Annotated in this window: 17 protein-coding genes and 1 riboswitch; of the genes, 4 read left to right on the top strand and 13 right to left on the bottom strand. The window is 60.1% G+C overall.

What is annotated here, in order from left to right; translation table 11 throughout:
* Positions 1–106 precede the first annotated feature (106 nt).
* Positions 107–1,639, top strand: a complete 1,533-nt coding sequence (locus ACA079_RS02410; RefSeq protein WP_497270220.1) for an AhpA/YtjB family protein — start codon at positions 107–109, stop codon at positions 1,637–1,639.
* Between the two features lie 235 nt (positions 1,640–1,874).
* Here ACA079_RS02410 and ACA079_RS02405 read toward each other — a convergent pair whose 3' ends face one another.
* The 9 genes from ACA079_RS02405 to ACA079_RS02365 all read right to left on the bottom strand — a co-directional run bounded on the left by ACA079_RS02405 (position 1,875) and on the right by ACA079_RS02365 (position 11,620).
* Entirely contained in the window at positions 1,875–2,588 is a 714-nt protein-coding gene (locus ACA079_RS02405) for a PqiC family protein (RefSeq protein WP_497702451.1), read from the bottom strand.
* Positions 2,589–2,764: 176 nt separating this feature from the next.
* The gene (parC, locus tag ACA079_RS02400; protein WP_056746404.1) at positions 2,765–5,032 is read right to left on the bottom strand and encodes a DNA topoisomerase IV subunit A; all 2,268 of its coding nucleotides are present in this window, start codon (positions 5,030–5,032) and stop codon (positions 2,765–2,767) included.
* A gap of 7 nt (positions 5,033–5,039) precedes the next feature.
* Entirely contained in the window at positions 5,040–5,564 is a 525-nt protein-coding gene (locus ACA079_RS02395; RefSeq protein WP_033055504.1) for a retropepsin-like aspartic protease family protein, read from the bottom strand.
* The gene (locus ACA079_RS02390) at positions 5,561–6,550 is read right to left on the bottom strand and encodes an esterase-like activity of phytase family protein (protein WP_497702450.1); all 990 of its coding nucleotides are present in this window, start codon (positions 6,548–6,550) and stop codon (positions 5,561–5,563) included. The genes ACA079_RS02395 and ACA079_RS02390 overlap by 4 nt, the downstream gene beginning before the upstream one ends.
* A complete protein-coding gene (gene parE / locus ACA079_RS02385; RefSeq protein ID WP_046045699.1) occupies positions 6,550–8,454 on the bottom strand; it encodes a DNA topoisomerase IV subunit B in 1,905 nt (634 codons plus the stop codon). Before parE ends, ACA079_RS02390 begins: the two co-directional genes overlap by 1 nt.
* 54 nt (positions 8,455–8,508) lie before the next feature.
* Positions 8,509–9,117: a YqiA/YcfP family alpha/beta fold hydrolase gene (locus ACA079_RS02380; protein WP_008153348.1), complete on the bottom strand. Its 609-nt coding sequence runs from the start codon at positions 9,115–9,117 to the stop codon at positions 8,509–8,511.
* A gap of 528 nt (positions 9,118–9,645) precedes the next feature.
* A complete protein-coding gene (gene cpdA, locus ACA079_RS02375) occupies positions 9,646–10,461 on the bottom strand; it encodes a 3',5'-cyclic-AMP phosphodiesterase (protein ID WP_497702449.1) in 816 nt (271 codons plus the stop codon).
* A gap of 98 nt (positions 10,462–10,559) precedes the next feature.
* Entirely contained in the window at positions 10,560–11,012 is a 453-nt protein-coding gene (locus ACA079_RS02370; RefSeq protein WP_347802547.1) for a DUF1249 domain-containing protein, read from the bottom strand.
* Entirely contained in the window at positions 11,003–11,620 is a 618-nt protein-coding gene (locus tag ACA079_RS02365) for an NUDIX domain-containing protein (RefSeq protein WP_131058782.1), read from the bottom strand. Before ACA079_RS02365 ends, ACA079_RS02370 begins: the two co-directional genes overlap by 10 nt.
* Before the next feature lie 228 nt (positions 11,621–11,848).
* Here ACA079_RS02365 and ACA079_RS02360 point away from each other — a divergent pair, with 228 nt between their 5' ends.
* A complete protein-coding gene (locus ACA079_RS02360) occupies positions 11,849–12,595 on the top strand; it encodes an RsiV family protein (protein WP_415772998.1) in 747 nt (248 codons plus the stop codon).
* On the opposite strand, the gene cytX is transcribed toward ACA079_RS02360, so the two are convergent.
* Both cytX and thiC read right to left on the bottom strand, forming a co-directional pair.
* Positions 12,564–13,856 carry a putative hydroxymethylpyrimidine transporter CytX gene (gene cytX, locus ACA079_RS02355; RefSeq protein ID WP_497702448.1) on the bottom strand — a complete coding sequence of 431 codons (1,293 nt, stop codon included), beginning with the start codon at positions 13,854–13,856 and terminating at the stop codon, positions 12,564–12,566. The genes ACA079_RS02360 and cytX overlap by 32 nt on opposite strands.
* Positions 13,857–14,008: 152 nt before the next feature.
* Positions 14,009–15,898 carry a phosphomethylpyrimidine synthase ThiC gene (gene thiC / locus ACA079_RS02350; protein ID WP_497702447.1) on the bottom strand — a complete coding sequence of 630 codons (1,890 nt, stop codon included), beginning with the start codon at positions 15,896–15,898 and terminating at the stop codon, positions 14,009–14,011.
* Between the two features lie 163 nt (positions 15,899–16,061).
* A riboswitch (TPP riboswitch) is annotated at positions 16,062–16,167 on the bottom strand.
* Positions 16,168–16,358: 191 nt separating this feature from the next.
* On the opposite strand from thiC, the gene ACA079_RS02345 reads away from it, so the two are divergent.
* On the top strand, positions 16,359–17,792 hold the full coding sequence (locus ACA079_RS02345; protein WP_497702446.1) for a TolC family outer membrane protein: 1,434 nt from the start codon (positions 16,359–16,361) through the stop codon (positions 17,790–17,792).
* 72 nt (positions 17,793–17,864) lie between these two features.
* On the opposite strand, the gene waaA is transcribed toward ACA079_RS02345, so the two are convergent.
* Together waaA and ACA079_RS02335 are read right to left on the bottom strand one after the other, a co-directional pair.
* Positions 17,865–19,142: a lipid IV(A) 3-deoxy-D-manno-octulosonic acid transferase gene (waaA, locus tag ACA079_RS02340; RefSeq protein WP_497702445.1), complete on the bottom strand. Its 1,278-nt coding sequence runs from the start codon at positions 19,140–19,142 to the stop codon at positions 17,865–17,867.
* A gap of 11 nt (positions 19,143–19,153) precedes the next feature.
* The gene (locus tag ACA079_RS02335) at positions 19,154–20,056 is read right to left on the bottom strand and encodes a LysR family transcriptional regulator (protein WP_497702444.1); all 903 of its coding nucleotides are present in this window, start codon (positions 20,054–20,056) and stop codon (positions 19,154–19,156) included.
* 103 nt (positions 20,057–20,159) lie between these two features.
* Between ACA079_RS02335 and ACA079_RS02330 the strand changes: the two genes are divergently transcribed.
* Positions 20,160–20,492 carry a DMT family transporter gene (locus tag ACA079_RS02330; RefSeq protein ID WP_008027887.1) on the top strand — a complete coding sequence of 111 codons (333 nt, stop codon included), beginning with the start codon at positions 20,160–20,162 and terminating at the stop codon, positions 20,490–20,492.
* Positions 20,493–20,538 lie beyond the last annotated feature (46 nt).

Raw genomic sequence — 20,538 nt, 5'->3', positions numbered from 1 at the left:
CATTCTACCCACTTTCAGTGACCATCGGGCACCGTGAGCGCTTTGACGGTCTAGGGCCTGTCGCTATACTGCGCGTCAACTTCACGGACAAAAGAGCCGAGCTCAAGTGAACCGGCCCACGCCAGTAAAAACCGATAACTTCTTTCTGCTGATCTTCCGTGCACTGCGCCACCGCCGTGTACCGATTGCATTGCGCATCGCCAGCCATAACGTGATCCTGGTCGCTCTGGCCCTGGTGATCTATGCCTGTGTGATGGGTTTGCAGTTCAAGCAGGCCATGCACGAGCAGGCAGATGCCTTGGGCGAAAGCCTGACCACCCAGACTGCCACGTCCGCCACGGAGCTGTTGGTGTCCAACGACATCCTCAGCCTCAATGTGCTGCTCAACAACCTGACCAAAAACAAGCTGGTGGCTCACGCTGCCATCTACAGCGTGGATAACCGCATCCTCGCCGAAGCCGGTCAGCGCCCCAAGCATAGCCTGCTGGGCGAAGCCGAAGGTATGTACCAGAGCAAGATCACTTTCCAGGATGTGACCGCCGGGCAACTGCGCATCAGCCTGGACATGGATCAGTTCCAGCAGCCGATGACCATCAGCCTGCAAAGCATGGGCATTTTGAGCGCGATTCTGCTGGCGCTGTCCCTGGCCTTGAGCCTGCGCCTGGGTCGGCACATCTCCACGCCGTTGCTGCAATTGCGGGTGTGGCTGCGCCATATCGACGAATACACCCCGGCCACCGAGCGTCAGGATGAGATCGGCGATCTGGCTCGTCAGCTGCACGCCGACTTCGCGCCAGAGCCCGCCGAGCCGGAACCCGCTCCCGAGCCTGAATACGACGAAAGCGACTACGAAGACGCGGACGATAACGAGCCAACCTTCGAAGTGCGCAACTTGCGTGACCCGAGTTTTGATGAAACCAAGCCTGTGGCCGGCCTCAAACCTGCGCCACGGCGCATTGTCAGCACCGTTGAAGACGATGATGACGACGATGCATTTGCCGACCTGCGTGATGAATCAGCTTCGACCGCGCCGAAACCGGTAGCCAAACCGCAAATATCGAACGTGCCGCAGCACAGCGCGGTGCTGGCCGTGCAACTGGGCGCTCAGGATCAACTGCGTCGTTTGCCCCGCACACGTCTGGAAGAACTGCTCAAACGCTATCGCGACTGCCTCGATCAGGCCGCCTCGCTCTACCAGAGCGAGCTGCACACCCTGAACGATGGCAGCACGCTAATGCTGTTCCACACCGAAGACAGCGGCGACGACTACCTGACCAACGCCATCTGCTGCGGTGAGTTGTTGCGGGCTCTGGGCCATCAGTTGCAGATCGAAGTTGCCGACAGCGGCATCACCCTGCAATTGCAATTGGGCCTGACCCTGGGTGACGAGCTGTTCGGTCTGAGCCAGATTGATCTGCTGCTGACCGAAACCGCTCAGGATGCGCTGGCCCTGTCGCAACACAGCCGCAACCTGTTGCTGGTGGAGCGCAAAATCGGTGACGACGCGCTGATCCGCCAGCGCGCACGAATCCGACCGATCGCAAGCCCGGAAGGCGCTTGTTGCGTAGAGCGACTGATGGAGCCTTATCCGTCGATGCTCGAGCGGCAACTGGCGCGGATGCATGAGCGTCGGGCGTAGATCTTAGCCCCGCAATAACGAAGCCCGCAGATGATCACTCGTCTGCGGGCTTTTTGTTGCCTGGACGGGCCTCATCGCGAGCAAGCTCGCTCCCACAGGGGATTTGTGAACGACGCAGATCCAATGTGGGAGCGAGCTTGCTCGCGATGAGGCCAGGACAGACAGCAGAGATCTCTAAACTGCAGAAACAACAAAGCCCGCACTAGGCGGGCTTTGTTCTTGGATCAATCCAGGCTTAGAACCTGAACACTTCCATATCGGTCCGGATCGGCGAAGCCATCGGGATCTTCGGCTGTTTCTCTTGCTCGGCTGCAGGCGCCACAGGCTTCGCAGCCGGTTTTTTTGGCGCTTCGGCAATCGGTGGCTGATTGGCCAGCGGCTTCAGCGCCGTCGACAGTTGCTCGGCCAGACGCTGCAGCAATACACCCTGAGCCTGAACCTGAGCCGCCGTACCGCCTGCATGCTGTTCCTGCAGATGAATGATGCGGTTATCACGAACCTGGCCACGACGGTCGATCAGACGCCATTGCGCATCAAGGATCGCCGGTTGCGCCTCACCCGAGTCCAGGCGAGTAATCGTCAGAAGAACCTGCACATCCGGCGTGAAGCCCAATGTCGCTGGCGCCAGCACCACGCGCTGGCTGTCCAGATGACCGGCGACCTGACGCAGCAGCAGCTGATCGATATCCGACGACAGGCTACCCGCCCAACGACCATCAGCCGAAGCTTGCAGGCTGCCATCCGGCTGTCGCTGCAACAACGTTTCGCGTTGCAGATAATCGGCGACCGTTACCGGACCCAGCAATACAGCCATGCCCGCGCTTTGCGCAGGCTGAGCCGGACTTCCGCTGTCCAGCTGATACAGCGACACCGGTTGGTGAACGCTGCAACCCGCCAGGCCAAGAACGCCAGCGAGCATCAAAATAAAAGGAAGGCGCAGAGCAGTCATCGTCCCATCCAGGTGGTTGCCACAAGGCTAACCACAGTGAAAATACTCAATAAATATGAAGAACGCTCGGCCACGCCGGCGCTTGAAAGGCCATATCATCCGTGAATATGCGTTCCGACTCCAGCGCCAAAGCGTCGATCTACGCGTTAAATCGTAGATCGAGCGCTCTAGGACGCTTAATTGAGGTTTTCGACGAGCAGCGCATCTACCCTCTGAAAGCCACGTGGCAGTTTGTTACCACGACGTCCACGCTCACCTTTGTAGTGTTCGAGGTCGTCAGCTTTCAGTGACAAGGTACGTTTTCCGGCCTGCAACACCAACGTGGCGCCATCCGGCAATACGGCGATGTCCGTGACATATTCTTCGCGACTGGCCACACGCTCACCGGAGATCCCGATGATCTTGTTGCCTTTGCCCTTACCTAATTGTGGCAGATCGCTGATTTTGAAGATCAGCAGGCGACCTTCGGTGGTCACCGAGGCCAGCCAGTTTTGCTCACGATCAGCTACCGGGCGCGGCAGAATCACCTTGGCGTTGTTCGGCAGGCTCAACAGCGCCTTGCCCGCCTTGTTCTTGGCTTGCAGGTCTTCACCCTTGACCACGAAACCGTAACCGGCGTCGGACGCGATCACGTACAGCGAATCGTCTTCCGGCATCAGCACGCATTCAAACGTCGCCCCTGGTGGCGGCGTCAGACGACCGGTCAGCGGTTCGCCCTGGCCTCGAGCCGATGGCAGCGTGTGCGCGGCCACCGAATAGCTGCGACCGGTGGAATCGATAAACACCGCAAACTGGTTGGAGCGTCCGGGCGCCAAGGCCTTGAAACCATCCCCGGCCTTGTAGGAAAGCCCGGTGGCGTCGATTTCGTGACCCTTGGCAGAACGAACCCAGCCTTTTTCCGACAGAACGACGGTTACTTTCTCGTTCGGCAGCAGATCGTGCTCGGTCAATGCTTTGGCTTCTGTGCGCTCGACGATTGGCGAGCGACGGTCGTCGCCGTAAGTTTCGGCGTCCTTGATCAGTTCGGTACGGACCAGTTTTTTCAGCTTGGCTTCGCTGCCCAGCAGGGCTTGCAGCTTGGCCTGTTCCTTGAGCAGCTCATCCTGCTCGGCACGCAGCTTCATCTCTTCCAGTCGCGCCAATTGACGCAAACGGGTGTCGAGGATGTAGTCGGCCTGGATTTCGCTCAGGGCGAAACGCTCGATCAGCGCAGCTTTCGGGTGCTCCTCGGTGCGGATGATGTGAATCACTTCATCCAGGTTGAGGTAGGCAATCAACAAACCGTCCAACAGGTGCAGGCGACGCTCGACCTTGTCGAGGCGGAATTGCAGTCGACGACGCACGGTCTGCACCCGGAACTCCAGCCACTCGACCAGCAATGCGCGCAGGTTTTTCAGCTGCGGCTTGCCGTCGAGGCCGATGATGTTGATGTTGACCCGGTAGCTCGACTCCAGCTCGGTGCTGGCGAACAGGTGCTGCATCAGCGCGTCATGGTCAAAGTTTTTGCGTGCGCCCGGAATAATCACGATCCGGCACGGGTTTTCGTGATCGGATTCGTCCCGCAGGTCAGCGATCTGCGGGGCTTTCGACGGCTTGGCCTGCATCATGGCCGCGATCTGTTCCAGCACCTTGGCGCCAGACACCTGATGCGGCAGCGCGGTGACAATGATGTCGCCGTCTTCGATGTGGTAGACGGCGCGCATACGCACCGAGCCCTTGCCGGTTTCGTAGATTTTCAGCAGGTCGGCGCGCGGCGTGATGATTTCCGCTTCGGTCGGGTAGTCCGGACCCTGAATGTGTTCGCAGAGCTGCTCTACCGTGGCTTTCGGCTCATCGAGCAAACGCACGCACGCCGTAGCGACTTCGCGCAGGTTGTGCGGCGGTACGTCGGTGGCCATGCCCACGGCGATGCCGGTGGTGCCGTTGAGCAGGATGTTCGGCAAACGCGCCGGCAACACCAGCGGCTCGTCGAGCGTGCCGTCGAAGTTCGGGCCCCAGTCTGCGGTGCCCTGGCCCAGCTCGCTGAGCAGCACTTCGGAATAACGCGACAGCCGCGCTTCGGTGTAACGCATAGCGGCGAAGGACTTGGGATCATCCGGCGCACCCCAGTTACCCTGGCCGTCGACCAGCGTGTAGCGGTAGCTGAACGGCTGGGCCATCAGGACCATGGCTTCGTAGCAGGCCGAGTCGCCGTGCGGGTGGAATTTACCGAGCACGTCACCGACGGTACGCGCCGACTTCTTGTGCTTGGAATCGGCGTCCAGCCCCAACTCGCTCATCGCGTAGATGATGCGCCGCTGTACCGGTTTCAGGCCGTCGCCGATATGCGGCAAGGCACGGTCCATGATCACGTACATGGAGTAGTTGAGGTAGGCATTTTCGGTGAAGTCAGCCAGTGACCGGCGTTCTACACCGTCCAGGCTGAGATCAAGGGAGTCGCTCATGCGGGCCTCATCGGTTCGTTGTCTGGCGCAGCAGCATGGTGCCACCGCGCTGGGTAAATTCAAGTTTGTTCAGCGCGCTCATACCGAGCAGCACTTGCTTGCCATCCAGGCCTGGCACGACGAGGGCGCGCACATCACGCAGCACAATGTCGCCCAGTTGCAGCCGGTCGATGCGGGTTCGGTAACCCTGGGTGCGACCGTTGGCTGTGCTCAGGGTCACCCCAAAGCCTTTTTCCAGTTTTAGCCGTTCGGCCATTTCCGCCGGGATCGACACGTCGGTCGCCCCGGTATCGAGCATGAAATCCACCGGCTGACCGTTGATCTGGCCGCTGGCGACGAAGTGACCCTGGGTGTTGCTGGCCAGTTTCACTTCGATAAAACCTTCGCCCTGCTCAGAGCTGACGACGGTGTTGGGATTCTGCTGACGCGCTTCCCATTGGCCGAAAAACCGCGTCGCCAGAAACAGCGCCGCGCACCAGGCCAGCACCATCAACACTCGACCGGCGCGTTTGCCCGGCGGCTGCTGACTCATGACTTGGCACTCCAGCCACCTTCAGGTGCGGCAAAGCGCCAGACGATCGGACGTTCCTCGCCATCGGCGCGGGCATCGTTGTTGTTGTCGGTGCCAATCCACGCGCCCTCGGCGTCAACAATCAACGCTTCGGTCAGGCCGTAAGGATTTGAATATCGGCGATGCGCCTGCAAGGCTTCATCGGCAAACGACCAGCAGCGCTCGACCTTGGCCGTCACCGAATCACGGCGGCAGATCTGGTAAGCGTTGCGCTCAAGGGTAAATAGCTTGCCGTTGAACAGCGACAGGTCGGCAAAGTCTCGGGACACTGCTTTGGCTCGGGGAAACTGCGCCGGCTGCATTTCTTTCCCGGCTTCGCTCAGCAACACACAGCCACCATCGCAATCCCAGACCGTTTGTTTGCGCTTGATCAGCAACAATCCACGGCTTTGACGCTCGGCGGCGAGCCATAACTGATCGCCCGCCGGATTGATCGCCAGGCCCTCGAACAACGCATTGAAGTGCAGCAGCATGCCGCTGGCCCGGGCTTCTCGAATCAGAATCGGCGAGATCTTCAGCCAGGACGATGGCCCAACGGGTGGCACTTGCAGAATCGCGGCGTGGGATTCGCTGACGATGTAGCGATTACCGGCGCTGTCGCAGGTGATCCCTTCAAAATCCAGATCCCCGCCACGGACAAACGACGCCACCCAGGTCCGCGCACGCAAGCCCCAGGGCAAACCGCTGTCTGGCACCGGTGGTACGCCGATGCCCACGGTTTCGGCTTGCCATACCTTGTCGCGGGTATCGAGACGGTAAATCTGATTGTCGTCGCGATCCGACACCGTCCACATATCCTTGCCACACTGGGCCAGCCCGGACAGGTTGCCGCCGTGCATACCGTCAACCGGATGCTCGGACAACAGGCGCAGTTCCGGCACCGGTTCGGCAAACACCGAAACCGAGGTCAGAAGTAACGCACACGCCAGGGCAAAGCCAACCCGCATCAGCCAAGAACCTCGGCCAGGTTGCCTTTGGATTCCAGCCAGGATTTGCGGTCACCGGCGCGTTTCTTCGCCAGCAGCATGTCCATCATTTCCGAGGTCGCCTCGAAATCGTCCAGCGTCAGCTGCACCAGACGCCGAGTGTTCGGGTCCATGGTGGTTTCGCGCAGCTGCGGCGGGTTCATTTCACCCAGACCTTTGAATCGTGTGACCTGCGGCTTGCCGCGCTTCTTCTCGGCCACCAGACGATCGAGGATGCCATCGCGCTCGGCTTCGTCCAGGGCGTAGTAAATCTCTTTGCCCAGGTCGATACGGTACAGCGGCGGCATCGCGACGTAGACGTGACCGGCATCCACCAACGGGCGGAAATGCTGGACGAACAACGCGCACAGCAACGTGGCGATGTGCAGACCGTCGGAGTCGGCGTCGGCGAGGATGCAGATTTTGCCGTAACGCAGCTGAGCGATGTCCGCCGAGCCTGGATCGACACCGATGGCCACGGCGATGTTGTGCACTTCCTGGCTGGCCAGCACTTCGCTGCCGTCGACTTCCCAGGTGTTCAGAATCTTGCCGCGCAATGGCAGGATCGCTTGAAATTCTTTGTCTCGCGCCTGCTTGGCCGAACCGCCGGCGGAATCACCTTCCACCAGAAACAGCTCGGAGCGCATCGGGTCCTGCCCGGCGCAGTCGGCGAGTTTGCCCGGCAATGCCGGCCCCGCCGTGATGCGCTTGCGCTCGACCTTCTTGCTGGCCTTCAGACGACGGCCGGCATTGTTGATCGCCAGTTCCGCCAGCAACATGCCGGTTTCCGGGTTGGCGTTGAGCCACAGGCTGAAGGCATCCTTGACCACACCGGAAACGAACGCGGCCGCTTCACGGGACGACAGGCGCTCTTTGGTCTGGCCGGAGAACTGCGGCTCTTGCATCTTCATCGACAGCACGAAAGCGATGCGTTCCCAGACGTCTTCCGGCGCCAGCTTCACGCCGCGTGGCAGCAGGCTGCGGAATTCGCAGAATTCGCGCATTGCATCGAGCAAGCCCTGACGCAGACCGTTGACGTGGGTACCACCCTGCGCCGTCGGGATCAGGTTGACGTAGCTTTCCTGAACGCTGTCGCCACCTTCCGGCAACCACAGCAGGGCCCAATCAACCGCTTCTTTGTTACCGGCCAGGCTGCCGCAGAACGGCTCGTCCGGCAGGCGTTCGAATCCGTTGACCGCGTCGACCAGGTAGGAGCGCAGGCCGTCTTCGTAATGCCATTCGACTTTCTCGCCGGTGGCCTTGTCTTCAAAACTGACCAGCAGCCCCGGGCACAGAACGGCCTTGGCCTTGAGTACGTGCTTGAGGCGGCTGATGGAGAATTTCGGCGAGTCGAAGTATTTCGGGTCCGGCGCGAAGAACACGCTGGTACCCGTGTTGCGCTTGCCGACGGTACCAATGATTTCCAGCTCGGTTTTCTTGTAACCGTCGGCGAAAGTCATCTGGTATTCGTTGCCGTCACGCTTGACGCGCACCCGGACTTCGTTCGACAAGGCGTTGACCACGGAAATACCCACCCCGTGCAGACCGCCGGAGAACTGGTAGTTCTTGTTGGAAAACTTGCCGCCCGCATGGAGCTTGGTGAGGATCAGCTCGACGCCCGACACGCCTTCTTCGGCGTGGATATCCACCGGCATGCCACGGCCGTCATCGCTGACTTCCAGGGAGTGATCGGCGTGCAGGATGACCTGCACCGAGGTCGCGTGCCCGGCCAAGGCTTCGTCGACGCTGTTGTCGATGACTTCCTGGGCGAGGTGGTTCGGCCGACTGGTGTCGGTGTACATGCCGGGGCGTTTACGCACCGGGTCGAGGCCCGAGAGGACTTCGATGGCGTCTGCGTTATAAGAGCTAGCGCTGGGAGTGGCCATGGGGTCTCGTCGTCCGCCTGTAAAAAGAGTGTTCTGTGAAAAAGAGGCGGAGGCTCACAGTGCTGTGAAATCAATCGCCTGATACAAATCTGCGCCGATGCCGGCAAAACTCAGCATTGCCGGCAATTGCTCGGCAAAACCCTGGAAACTATGGTCGCCGCCGGCCTGGATGCGCAAGGCACAGGCCCGGTAATACTGCTGGGCGAGGCGGTAGTCCAGCGTTTCGTCGCCGGTCTGCAACCACACCTGATACCGCTGCGGGTCCTGGGGCGCCGGCACTTCCAGCTCGGCCAGGGCCGTCACGTGGTCGTGGGTCAACTCCCAGGCCTCATCGGTATACAGGTTTTTCTGCGTCCCCAGATACCCGTCGAACATCCGGTGCGGACTGACGGCAGGGTTGATCAACAGGGCCTTGAGGCCATGGCGCTCGGCCAAGTGAGTCGCATAGTAGCCGCCGAGTGAGCTGCCGACCAGCAGTGGCCGCCCAAGCTCCTCAATCGCCTTGTTTAGCTGACCGATGGCCTCACGCGGATGGTGATGCAAGGCCGGGACGCGCAACTGATCGCTCAAGCCCAGACGTTCCATTACTTGTACCAACTGCGTGGCCTTTTTAGACGAAGGCGCGCTGTTGAAACCGTGGATATAAAGGATCGAACCAGACATTTGAGCTCCCTGTGCGTCGGGTAAAGAGGCGCAGTTTACAGGGACTCGGGGCGATCGGGGATATAGGCAGAAATCAGGTTGCCCGAACGGGCGTCATCGCGAGCAAGCTCGCTCCCACAGGGGATCGGTGTTCGCCTTTCACTTCTCACCACTCAACAGGCCGAGCGTTAGCTCGCCTGCAGCTCTTGATCTTGATCCACCCGCCCCTTCGGGAGGCTGAGTGGAGGTGTTCATCTGGGGGGCAGGCGCGCAGCGCCGTTCGACGAAGTCGAACACATCGAGAGGAGGTTGAAGCGAAGCCAACCGGAGGCGATGCCCCCAGATGAATGCCGGAACGAAGGAACGCCGAGCCTAGGCGAGGGGCCGGACGCTCGGGGCGAGCGTTTTTTTGCTTACTTTTTTTGAGGCGTTTGTCAAAAAAGTGAGTCGCCGTAAGGGCGAAACCGTAAGTGGCCGTTACCGCAGGAATGGATATGTACCCGGTCAACCACAACATGGCCGGCCCTTAGGCCGCCAAGATCGCAACCGTCAGTAGCCGTTGGAGCCGTAATCAACCTGGAAATCGAACCCGGTAACGCGTTCCACGCCGGTTTCCAGCCGGCCATCCGGCAAAAGCCGCAACCAGCGATACCCCGGCGCCTGGTCACTGACCTTGAAATCATCACTGCCCGGTTCGAACTGAATACACGTCGAAGGCGAGGCAATCAGCCGCACACCCTTGCGAACCTGGTCGATCTCTTGATGCACATGCCCCCATAAAACAGCGCGCACCTGCGGAAACCGATCCAGCACGGCAAACAAAGCCTCAGGATTGCGCAAACCAATGGGCTCCATCCACGCACAGCCAATCGACACCGGGTGATGGTGAAAACACACCAGATGATGCCGCTCCGGCGCCTCACTCAACGAACGGGCCAGCAACTGTAGCTGCTCATCTTGCAAATACCCCGGCACCGACCCTGGCACTGCCGAATCGAGCAACGTGACGCGCCAGTTACCGACATCCACCACCGGCTCCAGCAACGCACTCTGCACGGCAGCCTCAGCCATGATCCGCGGCTCATCATGATTACCGGGAATCCAGCGCGCCGGCGCATCGAGCTGCCGCGTCAGGTCGCGAAACAGTTGATAGGACTCTAGCGTCCCGTCCTGAGAAAGATCGCCACTGGCAATAATCAGGTCGATCTGCGGCTGCTGAAGCCGCACCAGCTCGATGACTTTTTGCAGGCTGTCCCGGGTATTCATGCCCAACAACGTCCCGTCCGTCTCGGCAAACAGATGACTGTCGGAAAGTTGCACCAGCAACGCCGAATCGGCGGTGGTCAAAATGGATACGCTTGGCAAGGCGTTCTCCCAGGGCTGAATCACGGGATGGATGAGTGCCGCAATTATGCTGGGGGACGATCAAAAGGGGAAACTTGTGAACCTGACGCAGTTCACACTCAGCGCACAACGGCGTACTCGTGTCCGCAGGCCAGGCAATGGCTCAGCCATTCGCCCAGAAACATATTCAGCTGGGCCTTTTCGTCCGGCTGATGCATTGAGGCATTCGGGTAAGGATAGATGCCGCGGAAGCGTCGCGCATGTTCGGCGCTGACGACTTCGGCCATGCACGCGTCATGATAGACCTGGACTTCCAGTTGCGGCACCGGCAGCCACGGCAGGCTGTGTTCCTGGCGCACTTGCAAGGTTGTGGTGTACGGGCAGACTTGAAGGACTTCAAGGGCCAGCACGCCGAGCATCTGGTCGCCGTGGGTCACGGCAATGCGCCGCGCCTCCGGCTCGTTGCGCATGTCCGGTAGCAGTCGCATCAGGCGCACGTAGTTGGCCTCGCAGGAGGCTTGCAGCCCCACAAGGTCAACCCGATAGCGATCGCGCAGTTTGTTTACGACCATAACCCCCTCACTTCAGCGCGGTTCAAAGCTAACCATTGCAAGGCAATGATGCTGGCCGCGTTGGCAATTCGTCCGTCGCGTACGGCCTGCAGGGCATCTTCGAACGCCCAGACCGTGACGCGGATATCTTCTGCTTCTTCCTCCAGCCCATGCAGGCCGCCGACGCCGGTGCTGTCGCAACGCCCCAGGTACAAGTGCACAAATTCATTGCTGCCGCCCGGCGATGGAAAGTATTTGGTCATCGGCCAGAGCGCCCCGAACACAAGCCCAGCTTCCTCCTGCGCTTCGCGGTGAGCAACTTCTTCCGGTACTTCATCCTTGTCGATCAGACCGGCAACCAGTTCGATCAACCATGGATTGTCAGTCTTGCCCATGGCGCCGACACGGAACTGCTCGATCAATACCACTTCATCGCGCTGCGGATCGTAAGGCAGTACGCACACCGCATCGTGGCGAACAAACACTTCACGATTGATCTCGCGACTCATGCCACCGGCGAACAATTCGTGACGCAAGTGCACCCGATCGAGCTTGTAGAAGCCCTCGTAGCACTTTTCGCGCCGAACGATATCAACGGCGGTCGGAATGGCGTTGGCAAAATCAGTCATGACAATCCTCTTTACTGCAAATCCGTTACGAGGCTCCTTTTTGTTACTTGCAACCTCGACTTCGCGCCATCCTAACGCGCCCGCGATGTTTGATGCAGCCCCTTTACAGTCAGCGGGATAGACGGTGAGGGTGAAACCAACTCTAATTAGCTTAGTGGCGAACTGACTGCTTCGTTGAGAGTCGAAGCGGATAACTTTTTGCCTTTCCCTGTTTTATGAAGGACGCCCATGTCGCTTTTTAAAATCGCCTCCGTGGCCGCAATCGCCCTGACCCTGGGCGCCTGCCAGAGTTTGTTCCAACCCAACTACCGGACGCCGCTGGAAACCACCCGCGACGCTTCCGAACAGCTGAAACCGGGTTGCACAACACCTGACTGCCCGCTGGTGAACATCGATACGCTGCGCTTCCCTGCCGAACCACAGCTGGACGGCATCATCGAAAAACGCCTGCTGCAAATGACCCGCACCTCGCCCGACGCCCCGGTGGCGCCGACGCTGGCAGCGTATCGCGAGCAATTTTTGAGCAGTGCCGGTCCGCGTAGCAGCAGTTACCTGCAAGCCAAGGTACGTGAGCAGCATGACGGCTTGGTGATCGTTGAATTCTCCAGCTACCTGGACACCGGCGGTGCCCATGGCACGCCGGGCCGCAGCTTCATCAACTATTCACGCCAGCAACACAAAGTGCTGACGCTGTCGGACATGTTGGTGCCGGGGCAGGAAGAGGCGTTCTGGAAAGCCGCGCAAGTAGCGCACAACAGCTGGCTGATCAGCACCAAGCTCGATCAGGAACCGGAGTTCCTGAAGGAGTGGCATTTCCAGAAAACCCAGAACGTGGCGCTGACCTACGGCGGGGTGATCCTCAAGTACGAAACCAGCACCATCGCGCCTTACGCGCTGGGTCACGTCGAACTGAAGATCCCTTACCCTCGCCTGAACGGCATTATCAAACCCGAGCTGTTTCCTGGCCGTAACTGAAGGCCCGACCCAGTACGAGTTGCAGCAGCCCTGCCAGAATCAGTGACGGCAGGGTTGCGCCGATATCCGGATACAGATTAGCCAGCAAATGATAGGTGCTCACCCCGCCCAACCAGGCGAGCAACGCCGGCCAGCGCAATGCGGCTGACGCCACGCGAGCACTGCGTTTGCGCAGGATGAAGTGATCCACCAGCACCACGCCGAACAACGGCGCAAACACCGAACCGATCAACAGCAGGAAGTTTTGATACTGGGCCAATGGCGCCAGGCACGCGATCAGTGTGCAGATCACGCCGATGGCCAAGGCCAGGTGCTCGACTTTCAAGCGCAACAGAATTCCGCTGGACACCGCCGCCGAGTGAATATCGGCAAAGGCGTTTTCCGACTCATCCAGCAGGATCAGCAGCAGCGGAATCCCCAAACCGGCACCGGCCAATGCCAACAGCAAGGCATTCACTTCTCCGCTCGGCGCGAACGCCAGGGTGTAGGCCACGCCGAGGCTCATCAGCCAGAAGTTACCGATAAAGAAACCCAGCGCCGTACCGCCGAAAACGTTTTTCGCACGCTTGCCGAAACGCGAGTAGTCGGCAATCAGTGGCAGCCAGGACAGCGGCATGGCGATGGCAATGTCGAAGCCCACGGCGAACGACATCGAACCGTCACCGGCCTGCGCCCACAACGCGGCCAGATCGGCTTTGGCGAACAGGTTCCAGGTCAGCCAGATACACGCGGCCAGCAGCAACCAGATGCCCCACTTGCGCAGGATCTGACGGACGAATGTCAGCGGACCACTGACGGCCAGCAAGGTCGCCAAACCACCAAAGAACACGGTCCAGAGCAGCGGATTCGACAGCAGACTGCCTTCGCTGAACGCCCGCGCGCCGAGCAGGCTGGCGGCATCCCGCATGACGATGATTTCGAACGAGCCCCAACCGATCAGTTGCAGCAGGTTCAGCACGGCCGGCAGGCTCGCGCCTTTTGCACCGAGGCTGAGTTTGAGCGCGGTCATCGATGACAGGCCGGTGTCGCTGCCGATCACGCCGACGGCGGCCAGCAGCAGAACGCCGACCAGCGTGCCGAGGAAGATCGCCATCAGCGAGCCGGACAGGCCCAGGCCTGGCGCGAGCAATGCGCCGGTCTGCAGGACCATCAGGCCGATGCCGAGGGAGAACCACAGGGAAAACAGATCGCGGCCGCCGAAGACACGTTTGTCTTTGGGCACCGCGATATCAGGGGAGTAAGTGCTGGGTTGAATGCTCAAGGGTGTTATCTCAGAGGGACATTTGTTGTTCTTTTGATCGCCATCGCGAGCAAGCTCGCTCCCACAGGGGACTTGCGGCGCTCACAAATCCCTTGTGGGAGCGAGCTTGCTCGCGATGGCGGCGGTGCAAGCACCGCCGACCTCAGGTCAGATCAAACCTTCTTGTACAGCTGACTGCCTTCCTGTTTGAACCGCTCGGCCTGGTCCGCCAATCCCTGGGCGACTTCGGCGTCGACGGTTTCGATGCGCTGATTGGCCGCGTATTCGCGGACTTCCTGTGTGATCTTCATCGAACAGAATTTCGGCCCGCACATGGAGCAGAAGTGCGCAACCTTGGCCGAATCCTTCGGCAGGGTCTCATCGTGATACGAACGAGCAGTGTCCGGATCAAGGCCCAGGTTGAACTGGTCTTCCCAACGGAATTCGAAACGCGCCTTGCTCAAGGCATTGTCGCGGATCTGTGCCCCCGGATGCCCCTTCGCCAGATCGGCGGCATGCGCGGCGATCTTGTAGGTGATGATCCCGGTCTTCACGTCATCCTTGTTCGGCAGACCCAAGTGTTCCTTCGGCGTCACGTAGCAGAGCATGGCGCAACCGAACCAGCCGATCATCGCCGCACCGATACCCGAGGTGATGTGGTCGTAGCCTGGCGCGATGTCAGTGGTCAGCGGGCCGAGGGTGTAGAACGGTGCCTCGTCACAGCACTCAAGCTGCTTGTCCATGTTCTCTTTGATCAACTGCATCGGCACGTGGCCCGGGCCTTCGATCATGCACTGCACGTCGTGTTTCCACGCGATTTTGGTCAGCTCGCCGAGGGTTTCCAGCTCACCGAATTGTGCAGCGTCGTTGGCGTCGGCAATCGAGCCCGGACGCAGGCCATCGCCCAGCGAGAAGCTGACGTCGTAGGCCTTCATGATTTCGCAGATGTCTTCGAAATGGGTGTAGAGGAAGTTCTCTTTGTGATGCGCCAGGCACCACTTGGCCATGATCGAACCGCCACGGGAAACGATACCGGTGACGCGCTTGGCAGTCAGCGGCACGTAGCGCAGCAACACGCCGGCGTGGATGGTGAAGTAATCGACGCCCTGCTCGGCCTGTTCGATCAGCGTGTCGCGGAACAGCTCCCAGGTCAGGTCTTCGGCAGCGCCGTCGACTTTTTCCAGGGCCTGATAAATCGGCACCGTACCGATCGGCACCGGCGAGTTACGGATGATCCATTCGCGAGTTTCGTGAATGTGTTTACCGGTGGACAGGTCCATGACCGTGTCCGAACCCCAGCGAATGCCCCAGGTCAGTTTCGCCACTTCTTCTTCGATGGACGAACCCAAAGCGCTGTTGCCGATGTTGCCGTTGATCTTCACCAGGAAGTTACGGCCGATGATCATCGGTTCCAGTTCGGTGTGGTTGATGTTGGCCGGAATGATCGCGCGACCGCGGGCGATCTCTTCACGGACGAATTCGGGGGTGATGATTTTCGGCACGCTGGCACCGAAGCTGTGGCCGGCGTGTTGCTGGTCCAGCAGGCCAGCGGCGCGCGCCACTTCAAGCTTCATGTTTTCGCGGATGGCGACGTATTCCATCTCGGCGGTAATGATGCCTTTGCGGGCGTAGTGCATCTGGCTGACGTTGGCACCGGCCTTGGCCCGGCGCGGGTTGTTCACGTGGGCGAAACGCAACTTGGTCAGCTCCGCATCGGCGAGGCGTTCCTGGCCAAAGTTGGAACTCAGACCCGGCAGGCGCTCGGTGTCGCCACGGGATTCGATCCACGGCGAACGCACATCGGCCAAACCTTTGCGCACGTCGATGATGACATTGGGGTCGGTGTAAGGGCCCGAGGTGTCGTACACAACGACAGGCGCGTTGATCTCACCGCCGAAATCGGTCGGGGTCACATCAAGGCTGATTTCGCGCATCGGCACGAGGATGTCCGGGCGAGAGCCCTGAACATAGATTTTTTGCGAGCGGGTAAACGGCTGAACCGATTGCTGATCGACTTGGGCCGAATCACTCAGGTTCGTAGTGTTTTTTAGTTTTATCGTCATCACGGGCTCTCCAAACACATCCAGGCAGTGGATTTTTGTCGGAGCGAACCTGTAATCGAATGGACGCACGGGCGCTGGGAAAACCAGCTGTGCTGTGCTCAGTGCTCGAGGGGTGTTCGATTGTCGAACAACATCCCGGACGAAGCACAAGAGGACTCGCCGGGTGACGAGAAATCTTGTTCCCTACGCAGGCGCTAACCTGATCAGGTTCAACGGGATCCGAAATTATTCGATCTCAGCCTCATAGCAAGGCACCCCGACAAGAACCCGGCCAGTCTAGACACAACTGGCAAAGAACGCCAACACAGCGGTAAACACCATGATGAATGGCGCAATTACAGGATTGTTGCCATGCGGATGCCCAACTACACTCGCAACCCATGCCCCGCCTTGACGCTGCGCGGGCTGCGCCGTACCTTTGGCGCTCAAATTATCAGCGTAATTTTTTAGGGATCGCCTCATGCTGCGCAAACTTTCACTGGCCCTTGCCGTGTCTTGTGCGTCTAACGGAATGGCTTGGGCAGCAGAAGCGCCCTTATCGACCAAGAACGACTTGGTCAGCGTGTATCAGGAAGCCAAGGACAACAACGCTGACCTCGCCGCCGCCGTCGCCCAATATGGCGCGCAGAAAGAAGTCGTGCCTCAGGCTCGCGCCGGGCTGCTGCCTAATCTTTCGGGCGGCGCCGAAATGGCCAACGTGCGTACAGTGCTCGACCAGCCCTCGGCCACTGCCAACCGTAACGCTCATTCGTATCAAGCGACCTTGGCGCAGCCCCTGTTCCGCGCTGATCGCTGGTTCCAGTTCCAGGCCGCCAAAGACGTCAACGAGCAGGCTGCGCTGCAACTCTCGGCGACCGAGCAAAACCTGATCCTGCAAACCGCCGATAGCTACTTCAACGTCTTGCGTACCCAGGACAACCTGGCCTCGACCAAGGCCGAGGAAGCCGCATTCAAGCGCCAGCTCGACCAGTCCAACGAACGCTTTGACGTCGGCCTTTCGGACAAGACCGACGTGCTGCAGTCGCAAGCCAGTTACGACACCGCACGTGCCAACCGCATCGTCGCGCAGCGCCAGGTGGATGATGCCTTCGAAGCCCTGATTACCCTGACCAACCGTCAGTACAACTCGATCTGGGGCATTTCCCATACCTTGCCGATCCTGCCGCCCGCACCGAACGACGCCAAGGCCTGGGTCGATACGGCCGCCAAACAGAACCTCAATCTGCTGGCAAGCAACTACGCCGTCAGCGCCGCCGAAGAAACCCTCAAGCAGCGCAAGGCCGGCCATGCGCCAACCCTTGACGCCGTGGCGAAGTACGAGAAAGGTGACAACGACGCGCTGGGCTTCAGCAACCCGAACGCCTTCGGCCAGCCTTACGGTGGCAACGTCGAGCAAACGACAGTAGGCCTGCAACTGAACATCCCGATCTACAGCGGCGGCTTGATCAACTCCCAGGTGCGCCAATCCTATGCGCAACTGGACCAGTCCGAGCAGCAACGCGAATCCCTGCGTCGGCAAATCGTGGAAAGCACCCGCAACCTGCACCGCGCAGTGAACACCGACGTCGAGCAGGTGCAAGCCCGCAAGCAGTCGATCATCTCCAACCAGAGCGCGGTGGAAGCGACCGAAATCGGTTATCAGGTGGGGACGCGAAACATCGTCGACGTACTGGATGCCCAGCGCCAGCTCTACACCTCGGTGCGCGACTACAACAACACCCGCTACGACTACATCCTCGACAACCTGCGCTTGAAGCAGGCCGCGGGCACGTTGAATCCGGGGGATTTGCAGGACCTGGCGCGTTACCTCAAGGCTGATTACAACCCGGATAAAGACTTCCTGCCGCCGGACCTGGCGAAGGCTGCGGCGGAGCAGCTCAAAGCCCGTCCTTAATTGTAGGAGCATGGCTTGCCCGCGATGGCGTCCTTGAAACCGCCATCGCGAGCAAGCTTTGCTCCTACAGGGTTAGCGATCGATCAACCGTCCCAACCCATCCAGCAACCGCTGCAATGCACCCTGATTGGTGCGCATCACTTTCAGCCCTGCCTCCGCCATCCGCTGCGCATCTCGCGGCAACTCGAACAGCCGCTGCACCGCCAGCGCCAGACCTTCGGCATCCTCCACTTCCTGCAACGCCCCGGCACTGCGCAGTTGCGCGGCGATTTCGAGGAAATTGAACAGGTGCGGCCCACTCAACACCGGTTTCGCCAGAGCCGCCGGCTCCAGCAGGTTATGCCCGCCGTTCGGCACCAGACTGCCCCCAACAAAAGCGCTATCAGCCAAGGCATACAGAAACAGCAACTCACCCATGGTGTCGCCCAGCAGCACCGACGTACCGGCGGTGACAGGTTCGCCAGTGGAACGACGGACCGTGGCGAAACCCTGCTGCCGACACAACTCGAACACCGGGTTAAAACGCTCTGGATGGCGCGGCACCAGAATCAGCAACGCATCGGGATGATTGGCCAGCAACTGACGATGAGCCGCCAGCACCACTTCGTCTTCACCTTCGTGAGTACTCGCGGCGATCCACACCGGACGCTCCTGCGCCTGCCATTGCGCACGCAACTCGGCGGCACGCTGAAGCAATGCCGGGTCGATAGTCAGATCAAACTTGATCGAGCCGGTCACTTCCACGGTTTGCGAACGCGCACCCAAATCGAGGAAGCGCTGGGCCTCGGCCTCGGTCTGCACCGCGAACAGGCTCATTTCGGCGAGCATCGGCTGAGTCAGTTTGCCGAAGCGGCCATAGCCCTTGGCCGAACGTTCGGACAATCGAGCGTTGGCCAGGGCCACGGGAATCCCGCGCTTGGCGCACTGATGGATATGGTTCGGCCAGAGTTCGGTCTCCATGATCACCGCCAGTTTCGGCTGGACCCGATCAAGGAATCGCTTCGCTGCGCAAGGCAAGTCGTAAGGCAAATAGCAGTGCTGGATGCGCGGCTCATTGGCAAACAGCGCCAGAATGCGCTCCGAACCGGTCGGGGTCATGCAGGTCACGGTAATGGGCAACTGTGGATAACGTTGCAGCAAGGCGCGAATCATCGGCGCCGCAGCAATGCTTTCGCCCACCGACACCGCGTGCACCCAGATTCCGCCCGTTTTCATCGCCGGCAACCCGATGGAGAAACGTTCACCAATGCGCTTGGCGTATGCGGGTGCCTTGCGCGCCCGCAGCCAAAGCCGAATCGCTACCAGTGGTAGCCCCAGGTAAAACAGCGCGGTGTAGAGAGTTCTATTCATGGCGGCGGAGTTTATCGGCTTTTTTCACCGATCGTCTGCAAGTGCACGGCAAAACGTTCGGCCAACCAACGAGCTGCCGGACCCAGAGGCTCATCGCGGCGCCAGACCAGCTCCACCACCAGCGCCGGCGGGGTCCATTCGCTGACCAGCTCGACCATCAGATCCTGATACGCCGGGTACTGCACCACGTGACGCGGTAGCCAGGCCCAGCCGAGTCCGCGCACCAGCCATTCAGCCATCACGTAGAAACTGTCAGCCCGCCAGACTTGCGGGCTGGCGGGTTCGCTGCCGGGATAGACACTCGACTGTGTGGACATCAGCAACTGTCGATGCTGCGCCAGTTGCTGGCAATCGACCTGAGCCTGTTTCGCCAGTGGGTGGCCGACGCCGCACACCGTGACCATTTCGACGCTGCCCAACACCCGCCGCTCGAGCGCTTCGGGAATCTGGTCGTGATAAAACAGCAACCCCAGATCGGCCCGACGCTCCACCAGTTTGCGCGCGACATCGCCCTGGGCGGCGCTGGTCAGCTGCACTTCAAGGCTGGGAAATTTTTCTGCCAACGCTTCAAAGCTTTCGATGATCGGCTGATAGGGCATCGCTTCATCCTGAGCCACACGCAAACGAGCCTCCTGGCCGCGCATCATGGCCAGCGCCCGACCGTTCAGGCGTTCGCATTGGCGCAGCACTTCCCGCGCCTCATCCAGCAATGCGTTGCCGGCCTCGGTGAGTTTCGGCTGGCGGCCGCTGCTACGGTCGAACAGGCTGACGCCCAGGTCCTCTTCCAACAGCGCAATCGAACTGCTGACTGCCGACTGCGCCTTGCGCTGATCCCGCGCTACCGCAGAAAACGAACGCTGCTCCGCTACGCTGACAAACAGCCGCAGCTGCTCCAGATTCCATTGCGTGTTCATGGCTCAACCCATCTTTAGAACAGATAGGTAATGACTTTACCGCATCTGGAGAATCTCTAAAATGCCGACCTCAGAAAGCAACACTTCACACGAGGATGCACCCATGACCGCTTACTACTACCTGGCCATTGCCATCTGCGCCGAAGTGATCGCCACCGTTTCGATGAAAGCGGTCAAAGGCTTCAGCACTCCGCTGCCGCTGATTCTGGTTATTGTCGGTTATGGCATCGCCTTCTGGATGCTCACGCTGGTGGTGCGCAGCGTTCCGGTGGGCGTGGCTTACGCGGTGTGGGCCGGCATGGGGATTGTGATGGTCAGCGTCGCGGCGCTGTTTATCTACGGGCAGAAACTGGATGTGCCAGCGATGCTGGGGATGGCGCTCATCGTACTGGGCGTCGTAGTGATCCAACTCTTCTCCAAAACCGCCGGGCACTAAAAGAAAAGATCGCAGCCTTCGGCAGCTCCTACAGGTGTACGCAATC

The sequence above is a fragment of the Pseudomonas sp. LBUM1645 genome (genome assembly GCF_059716185.1).
Note: the sequence above shows the minus strand (reverse complement) of the source record. Positions and strands in the feature narration are given on the sequence as shown.

Bases quoted from the DNA above. Each gene is read 5' to 3' on its own strand.
- ACA079_RS02395 (WP_033055504.1), bottom strand. From the start codon at position 5,564: ATGAGTCAGCAGCCGCCGGGCAAACGCGCCGGTCGAGTGTTGATGGTG.
- ACA079_RS02370 (WP_347802547.1), bottom strand. From the start codon at position 11,012: ATGGTCGTAAACAAACTGCGCGATCGCTATCGGGTTGACCTTGTGGGG.
- parE (WP_046045699.1), bottom strand. From the start codon at position 8,454: ATGGCCACTCCCAGCGCTAGCTCTTATAACGCAGACGCCATCGAAGTC.
- ACA079_RS02405 (WP_497702451.1), bottom strand. From the start codon at position 2,588: ATGACTGCTCTGCGCCTTCCTTTTATTTTGATGCTCGCTGGCGTTCTT.
- ACA079_RS02380 (WP_008153348.1), bottom strand. From the start codon at position 9,117: ATGTCTGGTTCGATCCTTTATATCCACGGTTTCAACAGCGCGCCTTCG.
- ACA079_RS02365 (WP_131058782.1), bottom strand. From the start codon at position 11,620: ATGACTGATTTTGCCAACGCCATTCCGACCGCCGTTGATATCGTTCGG.
- parC (WP_056746404.1), bottom strand. From the start codon at position 5,032: ATGAGCGACTCCCTTGATCTCAGCCTGGACGGTGTAGAACGCCGGTCA.
- ACA079_RS02330 (WP_008027887.1), top strand. From the start codon at position 20,160: ATGACCGCTTACTACTACCTGGCCATTGCCATCTGCGCCGAAGTGATC.
- thiC (WP_497702447.1), bottom strand. From the start codon at position 15,898: ATGACGATAAAACTAAAAAACACTACGAACCTGAGTGATTCGGCCCAA.
- ACA079_RS02390 (WP_497702450.1), bottom strand. From the start codon at position 6,550: ATGCGGGTTGGCTTTGCCCTGGCGTGTGCGTTACTTCTGACCTCGGTT.
- ACA079_RS02335 (WP_497702444.1), bottom strand. From the start codon at position 20,056: ATGAACACGCAATGGAATCTGGAGCAGCTGCGGCTGTTTGTCAGCGTA.
- ACA079_RS02360 (WP_415772998.1), top strand. From the start codon at position 11,849: ATGTCGCTTTTTAAAATCGCCTCCGTGGCCGCAATCGCCCTGACCCTG.
- waaA (WP_497702445.1), bottom strand. From the start codon at position 19,142: ATGAATAGAACTCTCTACACCGCGCTGTTTTACCTGGGGCTACCACTG.
- ACA079_RS02345 (WP_497702446.1), top strand. From the start codon at position 16,359: ATGCTGCGCAAACTTTCACTGGCCCTTGCCGTGTCTTGTGCGTCTAAC.